The following is a 12715-nucleotide window of genomic DNA, read 5'->3' as shown; positions in this document are numbered from 1 at the left end:
ATCCATCCGATTACATAGAATACAAAATAAACGAAAAGGCCTCAATCGAGGCCTTTTTTGTTTTGATTCAATTCCAATTTTAAAGCTTAAAATTTCGGATGATCCCCACACTTAATCTACTCGAATGAAGAATTTGATTGCCATTAAGATTCTGGGAAATTGGATGCTGATAAACCAGATTTAGTGTGGTTTGGGTCATGTTAAGGTCTAGCCCGATTTGTGCAAATGCTATCTTTCCTCCTGTCAGATTCTGTTCTAAGCCTTGCCACAAATCTTTTTGCGAAGCTTCATAATAGAACCCAGCATTTGGAGCTAAAAGTATCTTTTCACCTGCCTGAAACTGGTGGAAATAAATCGCATAAGCATTGAAACTATTTCCAGCCTGATAGTTTTGGGCACCCTCAGTACTCAATTGATAACTTACTCCACCATTCACCCCTTGATTGTTTAAAAACCATTGATAGTTGATTCTTGGTATAAAGGCGAAAGCTTTCTTTCCAGGTTGAATGATAGGATCAAAATATGCATCCGATTCATTATTGGATTTGATCAATGCCTGTCCAGTGGGAAGATTAATAGCAAATCCAGGCCGAATAGTATGCCGGGATTTTTGCTTATAAATCAACCAAATATAATCCCCTGCTAAAGTCAGATCTCCCCAACCTTGGACAAAAAGAGTAGTGTCTCTTGTTGGATTTGGTAAGTCTAGATACTCTTCATAGTAAACTTTGTTAAACTCATATGGCAAAACAGCAGTGAAGTTCCATTTATTTCTGACCGTTATATTTCCTCTTATTTCAATGGTCTGATAAGTTTCAAAATCCTCTTTGGATTTCTTCACATAAAGATTATTCCCTTCGGGCTCATGCATTACGATCGGATAATTTCCGGGAAGCAGCTTTGTAGAAAGTTGTTGAGGGTAAGTCAGAATAGATTGCGCTGAAGGAGATACAGAAGTATAACTTTTGTAATCATTGAACCCTCGATATCTATAGAAAACTCCCAGGTAACTTTTGTTTTGGAGCAAGCTATATTCGAAGAAATTGCAACTGTCACATGCATAGCTCTTTTGAATACATAGAAAGGAAAAGCAAAAAAGGCTCAACACGAAAATTTTATTGTAAATAACTTTCATCAGTTTATTTGTTGATGTTTTTGAAGAAATACCGAATCTGTCAAAGTGTGCAGAAAGGCTTTGAGGGCTTCTCTTTCCAGAGAATTGAAGGCAACACCTTCAGTTAATTCGGGAGCCAATGATTCATTGACCTGAACGCCGTTTTGATAATGGTCAAGTACCTCATCTATCGTTTGGAATCTTCCGTCATGCATATAAGGAGCAGTCAAATAGATGTTTCTTAAAGTTGGGGTTTTGTATGCTCCCAAGTCCTCAGGATTGGAAGTGATTCTATACCTTCCCTGATATAGTCCTTCGAGTTCTGGTGGATTTGGATATTCTTTATCCAGCCCATTGTTATGAAAGTCACCATCCGTGAAAAGTCCCTCGACATGACAGCTGGAACAGTTGTTTTTATAAACTTGATAACCTTTGAGTTCCAACTCTGTCAATTGTGCATCATTTCTTTTCCAATAATCATATTTTGAATCTTGAGAAATCAAGGTTCTCACGTACTGACTGATTGCCCTTGATACTTGGGCACTTTGGATTTGTTCTTCTCCGAAGACTAAATTGAAATGAGACCTATATTCTGCATCACTTTCCAGATAGGTAACTACATCATCGAGATCAGCCCCCATCTCATCTGGATGTGTTAGTGGTCCAAAGTTCAAAGACTCTAAATCGTTTGCTCCACCATCCCAAAAGAGCCCATTTCTTTGCCAGGCCAAATTGAAAATCGAGGGTGCAGTTCGGTGTAATTTATTACCTGATACTCCATGATCTGCCAATGAAATCCCATCTGTAAATGCCAATGAGGGGCTATGGCAAGTGGCACAGGAGACCTGTCCATTTGCTGATAATTTGGGGTCGAAGAACAGTTTTTTCCCCAAAGTGACTCCCTCTTCGGAAAGAAGGTTTCTTTCCGGTTGTGGAAATCCTGCCACTTGAAGCGTAGAAGAAATCTTAGGAAGAAAGTAGTTCAGCGTGTTGATTTTCTTAACAGGATCTACATCCTGAGAACAAGCCGAAACAAGCAATATCCCTGAAATCAAAAGAAGTTTGAGGTAATTTTTCATTAGAAAACCCGGGGACTATGATCCCCGGGATGTCAATATTGATTATTTCACAGTAATAAAACCATCAGAATAGTTTTCTGCGACTTTTCCGGCCATCTCACCAAACATGATTGTGGTGCTTTCCAATTCGCTCAATTGAAGAGTATTTGGATCCAGGAATAGTTCGTCAAGATTTGAGCTTAGAATTAAAGTGGTGCTTTTTCCAGCTCTTACCCCAGACAGATTTTGGGTGATGGTTTTGTAATTGGCATTGGTACCAATGTGCATTACCAGACCTTGTCTTTCGCTGGTCTTGCTATTAGTGAATTCACCCTCCAGAACTAGGAATTTGTAACCAGTATTCCAGTTCCAAGCCATATCAGAGTTTGGATCTAAGTCACCTGTTTGATCTGTTTTTCCATTGGCTACTTCGTCTACACCAATGGAAAAAACCAATTGGTCATAGTCAGAAGAGGGTACCATTCCCAAGTCTATGCTTTTGTTTCCATCTTCTGAAATCAGGTGATAGCTTTCTGGTTCTACATAAGTTTCTCCTGTGGCTGAGTTCTTTAATTCCACATTGGAGATGTAATATTTAAACTTTTTGGGGGTGAAGTCTTCTCCTGAAGGAAGCGTAAATGATTTTCCGTTCAGTTCTAAAGTTTGGCCAGCTAGCACATGCTCCAGTTCAATATTTATAGCCATTGTAGCTGGGATTTCCTCGTCTTTACATGAGGAGAAAATCAATAATGAACCGAATAATGCTGTATAAAATAGATTTTTCATTTGTTTAAATTTTGTAAATCAGAATTAATTAAAAGGGTCTGAAAATTTTGGATTTGTAATAAATTCCTGATCTGTCAAGGTGTGTAGAAAGGATATAATAGCCTTTCTTTCATCCTTGCTCAGATGCAGTTTGACGGCATCACTTCCATCAGGAAGCTCATTGCTGGCTTCCAAAATCAACACGTCCAGTGTAGGGCTGTTTTGAATATGATCGTTGTAATGATCGAGTACTTCTTCCAAAGTCTGAAATCTTCCATCGTGCATATAAGGGGCGGTCAATGCAATATTCCTTAACCCTGGGGCTTTGAATTTTCCTTTGTCAAATGGATTTCCAGTTACAGACTGGAGACCAGAGGCCAGATGCTCCTCAGCATCCAATCCATTATTGTGAAAACCTGTAAATCCATTCGGATCTCCTGCAGTTAGAAAACCCAAATGACAATCGCTACAATTGCCACCACGAAGCTGCAACTTAGGATCCGGATGTGTGAAGAAAAGCTCCATACCCAGCTTTTCCTCAGGGCTAAGCTCAACTTCATTTCTGATCCAGGCATCAAATTTTGAATTGGCAGAAATTAGCGTTCGTTCAAACTGAGCCAAGGCCTTTCCAATCAACTCAGCATTGATGTCCTCAGTGCCAAATGCATTTTTGAATAATGCGGGATATTTGGTGTCAGCTTCCAGCCTTTTGACAGCTTCCTCAATTGGAAGATTCATTTCCCTTTCGTCTTCAATGGGCTGTACAGCCTGCTCTTCAAGCGTTTTTGCACGTCCATTCCAAAAGAATCGATTTTGCCAATGAAGATTGGAAAGCGACATTGCATTCATATCACCCTTAGCTTCATTGACGCCAAAGCTAAATTGTTTGCCATCTGAAAAGGCTTTTTGTTGCTGGTGACAGGAGGCACAGGAGATACTGCCATCTGCAGAAAGCTTTTTCTCATAGAAAAGCATCCGCCCAAGCTGTACTCCTTGCTCCGTCAAAGGATTGTCAGCAGGCATGGCTACATTGTTCGGAAAATAATCCGGTGAGTTCAGGGAGATTTGAGTTGGTCCAGATACAGGACTTTCCATTTCATTTCCACAGGAAATCAAGCCACACACGCAGACTAATCCCAGCCAAGCAGGAATTTGGATTCGCATGTATTTAAGGTTTTATAAAAGAAATCAGTTACTCGATCAAAAAATCACACTTGCGGTGGATGGTCGATTTCTTTGCTTTCGGTTTGGCCAAACCAGTCTTGATAAAAAGATGTATGAGCTACCTGCTCAATGGAATTCGTGGGATGAAGATAAGTTAGGGATTGTTGCTGGATGTAAATCCCGAAATCCTGGCTAAAGCTGATGGCAGTTTTATTTTCCTGTCTTTCCTGCTCTTCTTTTAGCTTGGTGGCAAGGTAGCACTTACCATCACAGTTCATCATTGGCTTATCTTTATTGACACAGAAATTGTCAATAATGTATTTTTGGTTCATCGTGAAACTCACTTTGATCACCGAATACACCATGCTATTCATCATTAGAACAGCGCAAAGCCATATGTAGAATGTGCTTTTCACCATTGGGCGCAAATCTAGTGAAGAAAATTTCAGTTAGATGTGACCGATATCATTTTTTTAAAAAAATCTTTAAAAAGTTTAACCGATTCTTTCTAAAACAAAAAGAGAAGCCAAAAGGCTTCTCTTTTTTTAATCTTCTGGGAAAATATTTTAATCCGTTTTCGTTTTCAAAGTAGGAATGCTAGGAATTTCCTCTGCTTTTGCCACTAGCTTTTTAGCCTCACCAGGATAAGTGATATTGGCGAGTAACTGAAGGGATTCAAACTTCTTGCTATCAAAAGCAGCTTTGTTTGCAGCTAATATAGGCTCGGAAGGTGGGATTTTTTCTCTCAACCAATCCTCTTGTTTGCCGTTTTTCCAGAATCTAAAGCAAAGGTGATTTCCTGTCGCCAATCCCGTGCTTCCCACATATCCGATCACCTGACCTTGCTTAACACGCTGCCCAGGCTTCATACCAGAAGCAATTTTTGACATGTGAAGATATTGAGTGGTGTAAGTTCCATTATGCTTGATTTTCACATAATTTCCATTTGCAGAGGTGTAAGTCGCATGAGTGACTACTCCGTCGCCAACGGAACGAATTTCTGTGCCTTTTGCTGCAGCATAATCAGTTCCTAAATGAGCTTTGTATCTCTTTTGCACTGGATGAAATCTTCTCAAATTGTATCGGGAACTGATTCGGGTATATTTGACAGGATCGCGCAAAAACGCTTTTTTCAAACTATTTCCGTCCTGATCAAAGAAATTCATTTCTCCATTTTGCTCAAATGGGATGGCGTGAAAAGGTTCTCCACGATGTTCGAAGTAAGCGAGTTTGATATCACCAACACCCACTACGTTCCCCTCAATCATTTTCTCTTCATAAACGACTTTAAATTTATCGCCTTTCTGAAGTGCTCCAAAATCTACTGACCAGCCATATAAATCCGCGAACTGATCGACAATATCATAGCCTACATTTAGCTTTGACATATCAGATGAAAGATTACTTTCAATGATTCCAGCAACTTCTTTTTGTACATACTCCACAGGCTTTTCAGCCTTGTAGATATTCATGGAGTCTAGATTGAATACTACATATTCTGCAGGATTTGGCTCATAAATAAAAAACTGTGCTTGAGCTGTATCTGCAGGAGTAAGTACCGTGAATTTTTTATTGGTAGCAATTCCCCTTACATCAAAAACCTCTTTTGATTTCTTGGCAATTTCATCGATGATTTGATAAGGAACATTAAATGGGGCTAAAATGGTAGCCAGTGTTTGGTTTTTGCTGACAGTTCCCTCGACAATATTGAGTCCGGTGACATTGATTCCGTAAAGAAAAACTTCATTTGAAACATCTTCTACAACCAATTCTTCGGTAGGAACCGATACAGGTTTACTCTCTAAGGGAAAGCCTAAATATTGGAATATTGCCGCTGCACCGAGTGTCAAAATCACTGATGAAGCAACGATCCATTTTTTGTTCATTAATCTGTAAAGTTTTGGGATGATAGAATAACCTTCAATCAAGGAAAAAAGGGAATATTTTCCAAGTTTTGGGACAATTTCCTTCGTGTCCCCTTTTGCCCAACTATAATGCCAACGAAAATCTACTGTGCAATATTTTTAATTATTCACTAAAAATAAATTTTACAGTCGATGATACTTCTTAGGCTGATCGATCTAAAATTTTCAGTTTACACCTATCTAATTCCCTGCCTAATCTGAAAAAGATTAAAAAAAATTCAATGAATTCACCGGAATAAAATGCTTTTCATAGAGTTTTGTCCAAAAAAATGAGGAATCCCAAAAAGATGATGGTGTACTCAACCTCAATTCTTTATCTTTGACCTCCCAAAAAAACTAAAACCATGCTTAGAACGCATACTTGCGGCGAATTGCGCCTCGAAAACGTTGATCAAGAAGTTACACTTGCTGGCTGGGTTCAGCGTGTCAGAAATAAAGGTGGCCTTATCTGGGTTGATTTGAGAGATCGCTATGGATTGACTCAGTTGATTTTTGAAGAAGATTCCAGTGAGAAAGAATTACTTGAAAAAGCTGCCGAGTTAGGACGTGAATTTGTCGTACAGGCAACTGGAACTGTCATTGAGCGAACTTCCAAAAATGATAAGATTCCAACTGGATCAATTGAAATTAAAGTTTCTAAGCTTGAAGTATTAAACGCAGCCAAAGTCCCTCCTTTTATCATTGAGGATGAGACTGATGGGGGTGATGAACTGCGAATGAAATACCGTTATTTGGATTTGAGAAGGAATGTCGTTCGGGAAAAACTACAACTGCGTCATAAAATGATGCAGGAGACCCGTAAATACATGGACGCTCAAAACTTCATTGAAGTGGAAACTCCGGTTTTGATCAAATCCACTCCGGAAGGAGCCAGAGACTTTGTTGTTCCAAGCCGTGTGAATCCAGGAGAATTTTATGCATTGCCTCAATCTCCGCAGACCTTCAAGCAATTGTTGATGGTTTCAGGATTTGACAGGTATTTCCAGATCGTGAAATGCTTCAGAGATGAGGATTTGAGAGCGGACCGTCAGCCGGAATTTACACAGATTGACTGCGAGATGGCTTTTGTGGAGCAGGAAGACATCCTTTCTACTTTTGAAGGATTGACCAAGCATCTTTTTGCAAATGTGAAAGGAGTGGAGTTGGAAGAGGTGAAGCGAATGACCTTTGCTGATGCGATGAAATATTACGGTAATGACAAACCGGATCTTCGTTTCGATATGAAATTTGTAGAGCTGAATGAGGTAGCTAAAGGAAAAGGATTCGGTATTTTTGATGATGCTGAATTAGTAGTAGGGATTTGTGCGAAAGGAGCTGCAGAGTATACCAGAAAGCAATTAGATGCTTTGACGGAATGGGTAAAAAGACCTCAAATCGGAGCCAAAGGCATGGTTTATGCCAAATACAATGCTGATGGTAGCATAAAGTCAACAGTTGATAAATTCTATTCAGCCGAGGATCTTCAGGCTTGGGCAGAGTCTTTTTCAGCTGAGCCGGGCGACTTGATGTTGATCCTAAGTGGTGAAGCAAATAAGGTGAGAAAGCAACTTTCCGAACTTCGTCTTAAAATGGGTGAAGACCTTGGACTAAGAGATAGAAATGTTTTCAAACCACTTTGGGTGGTAGATTTCCCTCTTTTGGAGTGGGACGAGGAAACCAACCGTTTCCATGCCATGCACCATCCATTTACCTCACCTAAGAAAGAAGACATTCCGCTTTTGGATACAGATCCAGGAGCTGTTCGTGCCAATGCCTATGATTTGGTCATCAACGGAGTGGAAATAGGAGGAGGATCTATCAGAATTCACGACCGCGGTACCCAACAGTTGATGTTCAAACATCTTGGCTTTTCTGATGAAGAAGCGCAGAAGCAGTTCGGGTTTTTGATGGAAGCATTCGAATATGGAGCACCTCCGCATGGTGGAATTGCTTTTGGATTTGATCGCCTTTGTGCAATTTTTGGAGGGTCTGATTCCATTAGAGATTACATCGCTTTCCCTAAAAATAATTCTGGACGAGACGTGATGATTGATTCACCAAGTACCATTGCCGATGAGCAATTGAAAGAGCTTTCGATTCTCGTCAATCTGAAAAATTAAGAAAGAGGCTTCGGCCTCTTTTTTTATCTATAATTTTTCCTCAATTCTCTCAAAATATCTTCTAATCCATTCAGTCGAATTTCATAAAGGGTGTGAAGCCACATCCCAAGTTTTCCTTCGGGGAACCCTTGACCATGCATCCAAACCAGATAATGTTCCGGGATATCACAAAGAAGCCTTCCTTTGTATTTGCCATAGGGCATGGTCTTGGTGACTAAATCTATCAGGATTTGTTTGTCCATTTTATAAAAGCTGGAAATGCAATTTTTCTTATTGAGGTTGAATTAAATGACTTCGAATTCCCATCACAATCAATAACTGGGCAACAGCATAACTTCCCATAATTAATATCCCGGCTTCTGGAAATCCCATGTAAAATCGATCAATCGCCAGAATTCCATCTGAGATAAAAAATAAAGCGGCACCGATCATTACTTGCCAAAAACTTGAATGATGGGATTTTCCAAATCGCTCTCTGGCAGTAGTGACCATCGATACGATAGCAATTACATAAATGATCACTGGAATTTTTAATACTCCCAGATTCGGTTGGATCAGATAGTAAACAAATGCCGCAAGGATATAAAAGGGGAGGTTGAAGAAGAATGTTTTGATGAAATTTACCTGGCCAATATGACCTGGGTTTTTCTGAGCGACTTTAAAAGCAATGATGTAGCATACATGAGCGATTAGAAATGCACCTAAGCCAAAAGCAAATAACTGTGGCCACAATAAAAGAATGTCACCGATCCATGAAAAAATCAAAGCACTCAAGACGGTTTTGGTCAGTAAAGTGCTGGCAATCGGTTTGGTGATTTTAAAAAAATATAAAATTAAACCCGCCAAAATCAGAGGCTTAGAAAAATATCTAAACTCATTTTTCCCTTCAAGAAGAAAAACCATGTCAATTAATGTGGCAAATAGAAAGATATAAAGCCAAGCAAAATTTTTATTTCTTTTCATGAAGGATGATTTGTTTTTACGGGGTATTCAATTGAAATTTTTGGCAATGAGGCCTGTCGCGAAATTGTATTTTGGTTTTTTGGATATTTTCTACATTTGGACAATTTCAATTTTCAATTGATTATTTCAATATTCCAGTAAAAAATTGATCTAATCAATAAAAAATTGACAGAAAATTTAAAAATTATAGAATATAATTTGCTTTCATATATTAAATTAATGTTAAAAAGTGTGAAATTCGTACCGTGAAACTTAACAGTAAGTACCCAAGATTGCCGATTCACAAAATTACTTTTGCATTGAATTACATTTCAAAACCAACTTATATCAAAACAAATTAATTATGAGGCAAAATTTACTGAGGAATTTGTTGTCATTTATTTTCCTTGTGGTGAGTTATGGTACCGCTTTTTCCCAAGGCGTTACAACAGCTAACATTCAAGGATCTGTCATTGACGAAACGGGGGAATCTCTCCCAGGTGCTAATATTGTAGCTACACACGAACCATCAGGTACGCGCTATGGTGCAGTTAGTAACTTAGAAGGAAGATTTTTTCTTCCAAACATGAGAGTAGGTGGGCCATACCATGTGGTTGTTTCTTTTGTAGGGTATGAAGAAAGATCGTTTGATGGCATTGTATTAGGTTTAGGATCAACGTATACATTGAATGTCCAGTTAAACGATGGAATGGAATTAGACGTTGTTGAGGTGATCGCTAGTAAAGATGCGATTATGAATTCGGATCGTACAGGGGCATCTTTGAACCTTAACAATGAAAAGATCAATTCATTGCCAACAGTGAACAGAAGTATAAATGATTTCACCCGCCTTACTCCACAATCTAATGGGACTTCATTTGCGGGAACTTCTAGCAGATTTAATAATTACACCATTGATGGTAATATTTACAACAATAACTTTGGACTAGGATCCGGTCAATTCGCAGGAGCTAACCCAATATCTCTTGATGCAATTGAGGAAGTGCAGGTTAATCTGGCTCCATTTGATGTTAGACAAGCAGGTTTTACTGGAGCATCTGTGAACGCAATTACTAAATCAGGTACAAATGATTTTTCAGGATCAGCCTATTATTTTTTAAGAAATGATCAAATGATCGGTGATAAGGTGGGGGATACCAGACTAAATGTTGGTGATTCAAAAAATGAAATTGCCGGATTTAGATTAGGTGGACCAATAATTAAAAACAAAGTATTCTTCTTTGTCTCTTATGAAAAGGAGACGGAAGCTGTTCCTAGCTTTACAAAAGTTGCTTCTCGACCAGGTTTAGAACCGGATGGTTTGACTGTTTCAAGAGTTCCAGCTTCTCAATTGGACTTTGTTAGAGAAAGCCTATCTCAGTTGTATGGGTATGAAGCTGGTCCTTATGAGAATTATTCTTTTGCTTCAGAGCAGGAAAGATTCAATGCAAGGTTGGATTGGAATATTAATGACAATCATAAGGTTTCTCTTAGATACAATAATTACTCAGCATTTACTGATGTACCAACAAACGGTAACTCAGTAAGATATATATCTACCAGATATAGAAATACAGATAGAACTGGAATTGAAGCAATGAATTTCAGGAATGCAAACTATACTAATGATAGAAAAGTACAGTCTTGGGTTGCAGAACTTAACTCTAGAATTGGTGTAAATATGTCCAATCAAGTCAACGTAGGATATACATCTATTACTGATCCAAAGAGAGGAATCCCAGGCGGACAAGATTTTCCATTTATTGAAGTATTGGAGCCAGATGCATCTGGTAACTTACTATATTATATGTCTATGGGAAATGAGTTATTTACTGTTGGTAACTTGTTGGAAAATAATATCTTCAATTTCACTGATAATTTCTCTCTATATAAAGGAAATCATACTTACACTTTTGGGGTCAATTTTGAGTATATGACATTCAAAAATGCCTTCAACCCTGTGTTTAATGGATTTTACCGATTCAATTCCTATGATGATTTTGTAGCTTCTGTAATTAATAAAACTCCTGGTGCATACCCAGAAGCGTTTGCTAAAGGATATGCATTGGATGGTTCCACCACTCCACCAGTGGATAATACTAATTTTGGTCAAATCGGATTCTACGTACAGGATGAATATCAAGTAACTCAGAATTTAAAGGTTACTGGAGGTTTGAGAATTGATTTCCCATTCTATCCAATTGACATCCCTTCCAATGATTTGTTGGATGATTTGAACAAAACTTTTGAAACTCCTGATGGAACTATTACACCAGATGTAAGTCAATTCCCAAAAGTGAATCCTCTTTGGTCTCCAAGAGTGGGAGTGAACTGGGATGTGAAAGGTGATAGAACAACCCAAGTTCGTGGAGGTACAGGTATTTTCTCAGGAAGAATTCCTTTTGTTTGGTTATCCAATCAAGTAAACGGTTCAGGTGTAGTGAGAGGCGGTCTTGGATATGAAGGAGACGATGTAGTAGAGGCTTTGGGTCCTAACTATGTTTTCAATCCTGACGTTACCTACGGTAACCCGGAAAACCCAGGTCAATCATTATCTAATGAATTGAACCTAACTGATAAAAATTTCAAACTTCCACAAGTTTGGAGATCCAACCTTGCAGTTGATCAGGTATTGCCTTTCGGAATTATCGGTACTTTAGAATTCATTTACTCTAAAGATGTTTCTACACCAATTGCATACAATCCTGTAGTAAGAACTCCAGATGGAACTTTCACAGGTCCAGATCAGAGACCTTATTGGGAAGGAAGTAACTATTCCAATGATGATGATTTTAGAAATGTATTCTATTTAACAAATGCACAGAGAAAAGCAGATTATTATTCTATAACTGCACAACTTCAAAAGCAATTTGAAAATGGATTTTCTACAATGGTTGCTTATACCAGATCAAGATCTAGAGATTTAGATGCATCCAGTGGATCTCAAGCTATCTCTCTGTGGCCAGCGACAGTACAATCTGACCGAAATGATCCTGAATTAAGTTTTGCAGGATTTGATATTCCTAATAGAGTTATCGCCAATTTGGCCTATCAGACAGATAATACAACCATATCCATTTTCTATGAAGGATCGGATGCCGGAAGATTCTCTTACACTTATTCTGGAAACTTTGGAGACGCATCTAACAGACTGATGTACATTCCAACCAATGCCAATGAGTTGAACTTTCAGGAATTTACTGTTGGAGGTAGAACTGTGACAGCAGCAGAGCAAGCTCAGTTGCTGAATGATTATATTGATCAAGATGAATACCTAAGCGAAAACAGAGGTTCAGTCGCAGAAAGAAATGGTGCTGTTAGACCTTTTGTAAATAGATTTGACTTAAGAATTACAGAGGATATTGTTTTATCTAAAGATCAAAAAAATAAGCTTCAACTTTCTATTGATATCCTAAACATTGGAAATATGTTTAATTCCTCATGGGGAATCCAAAAATTCGCTTATCAGCAGAACCTACTTAACTATAGAGGAGTAAATAGTGCTGGTCAACCAGAATATAGATTAAATACAATTCCAGGGACAAGTGATTTCCCAACTGAAACTTTCCGAAATACCACTTCTATTGGTGATACCTGGAGAATGCAAGTTGGTGTTAGATACATTTTCAACTAATTGAAAATCAAAAC

The 12715-nt window shown here is 38.5% G+C and carries 10 protein-coding genes; 2 read left to right on the top strand and 8 right to left on the bottom strand.

The features are described from left to right. Nucleotides 1–79: 79 nt before the first annotated feature. The 6 genes from FHS59_RS09255 to FHS59_RS09230 all read right to left on the bottom strand — a co-directional run bounded on the left by FHS59_RS09255 (nt 80) and on the right by FHS59_RS09230 (nt 5987). Nucleotides 80–1135 carry a transporter family protein gene (locus FHS59_RS09255; protein ID WP_184494866.1) on the bottom strand — a complete coding sequence of 352 codons (1056 nt, stop codon included), beginning with the start codon at nt 1133–1135 and terminating at the stop codon, nt 80–82. Continuing rightward, nucleotides 1135–2193, bottom strand: a complete 1059-nt coding sequence (locus tag FHS59_RS09250) for a cytochrome-c peroxidase (protein WP_184494865.1) — start codon at nt 2191–2193, stop codon at nt 1135–1137. The genes FHS59_RS09255 and FHS59_RS09250 overlap by 1 nt, the downstream gene beginning before the upstream one ends. Before the next feature lie 42 nt (nt 2194–2235). Further along, nucleotides 2236–2958: an MbnP family protein gene (locus tag FHS59_RS09245; RefSeq protein ID WP_184494864.1), complete on the bottom strand. Its 723-nt coding sequence runs from the start codon at nt 2956–2958 to the stop codon at nt 2236–2238. A gap of 24 nt (nt 2959–2982) precedes the next feature. After that, nucleotides 2983–4101 carry a cytochrome-c peroxidase gene (locus tag FHS59_RS09240; protein WP_184494863.1) on the bottom strand — a complete coding sequence of 373 codons (1119 nt, stop codon included), beginning with the start codon at nt 4099–4101 and terminating at the stop codon, nt 2983–2985. Nucleotides 4102–4145: 44 nt separating this feature from the next. Further along, entirely contained in the window at nt 4146–4520 is a 375-nt protein-coding gene (locus FHS59_RS09235) for a hypothetical protein (protein ID WP_184494862.1), read from the bottom strand. 147 nt (nt 4521–4667) lie between these two features. Next, entirely contained in the window at nt 4668–5987 is a 1320-nt protein-coding gene (locus tag FHS59_RS09230) for a M23 family metallopeptidase (RefSeq protein ID WP_184494861.1), read from the bottom strand. Between the two features lie 383 nt (nt 5988–6370). Between FHS59_RS09230 and aspS the strand changes: the two genes are divergently transcribed. After that, complete coding sequence (gene aspS / locus FHS59_RS09225) at nt 6371–8125, top strand: aspartate--tRNA ligase (protein WP_184494860.1); 1755 nt, start codon at nt 6371–6373, stop codon at nt 8123–8125. A gap of 23 nt (nt 8126–8148) precedes the next feature. Here the strand turns inward: aspS and FHS59_RS09220 are convergent, their stop codons facing one another. Continuing rightward, the gene (locus FHS59_RS09220) at nt 8149–8367 is read right to left on the bottom strand and encodes a DUF3820 family protein (protein ID WP_184494859.1); all 219 of its coding nucleotides are present in this window, start codon (nt 8365–8367) and stop codon (nt 8149–8151) included. 28 nt (nt 8368–8395) lie between these two features. Further along, nucleotides 8396–9088: a lysoplasmalogenase gene (locus FHS59_RS09215; RefSeq protein WP_184494858.1), complete on the bottom strand. Its 693-nt coding sequence runs from the start codon at nt 9086–9088 to the stop codon at nt 8396–8398. 343 nt (nt 9089–9431) lie between these two features. On the opposite strand from FHS59_RS09215, the gene FHS59_RS09210 reads away from it, so the two are divergent. Continuing rightward, a complete protein-coding gene (locus FHS59_RS09210; RefSeq protein ID WP_184494857.1) occupies nt 9432–12701 on the top strand; it encodes a TonB-dependent receptor in 3270 nt (1089 codons plus the stop codon). The last annotated feature ends 14 nt before the right edge of the window (nt 12702–12715 follow it).

Source organism: Algoriphagus iocasae, from assembly GCF_014206875.1.
GTDB lineage: Bacteria > Bacteroidota > Bacteroidia > Cytophagales > Cyclobacteriaceae > Algoriphagus > Algoriphagus iocasae.
The sequence above is the reverse complement of the archived record's forward strand: the minus strand, read 5'-3'. Positions and strand labels throughout refer to the sequence as shown.

Excerpts from the sequence above, each read along its gene's own strand:
- FHS59_RS09240 (WP_184494863.1), bottom strand. The coding sequence starts at position 4,101 with ATGCGAATCCAAATTCCTGCTTGGCTGGGATTAGTCTGCGTGTGTGGC.
- FHS59_RS09220 (WP_184494859.1), bottom strand. The coding sequence starts at position 8,367 with ATGGACAAACAAATCCTGATAGATTTAGTCACCAAGACCATGCCCTAT.
- FHS59_RS09250 (WP_184494865.1), bottom strand. The coding sequence starts at position 2,193 with ATGAAAAATTACCTCAAACTTCTTTTGATTTCAGGGATATTGCTTGTT.
- FHS59_RS09230 (WP_184494861.1), bottom strand. The coding sequence starts at position 5,987 with ATGAACAAAAAATGGATCGTTGCTTCATCAGTGATTTTGACACTCGGT.
- FHS59_RS09235 (WP_184494862.1), bottom strand. The coding sequence starts at position 4,520 with ATGGTGAAAAGCACATTCTACATATGGCTTTGCGCTGTTCTAATGATG.
- FHS59_RS09215 (WP_184494858.1), bottom strand. The coding sequence starts at position 9,088 with ATGAAAAGAAATAAAAATTTTGCTTGGCTTTATATCTTTCTATTTGCC.
- aspS (WP_184494860.1), top strand. The coding sequence starts at position 6,371 with ATGCTTAGAACGCATACTTGCGGCGAATTGCGCCTCGAAAACGTTGAT.
- FHS59_RS09210 (WP_184494857.1), top strand. The coding sequence starts at position 9,432 with ATGAGGCAAAATTTACTGAGGAATTTGTTGTCATTTATTTTCCTTGTG.
- FHS59_RS09245 (WP_184494864.1), bottom strand. The coding sequence starts at position 2,958 with ATGAAAAATCTATTTTATACAGCATTATTCGGTTCATTATTGATTTTC.
- FHS59_RS09255 (WP_184494866.1), bottom strand. The coding sequence starts at position 1,135 with ATGAAAGTTATTTACAATAAAATTTTCGTGTTGAGCCTTTTTTGCTTT.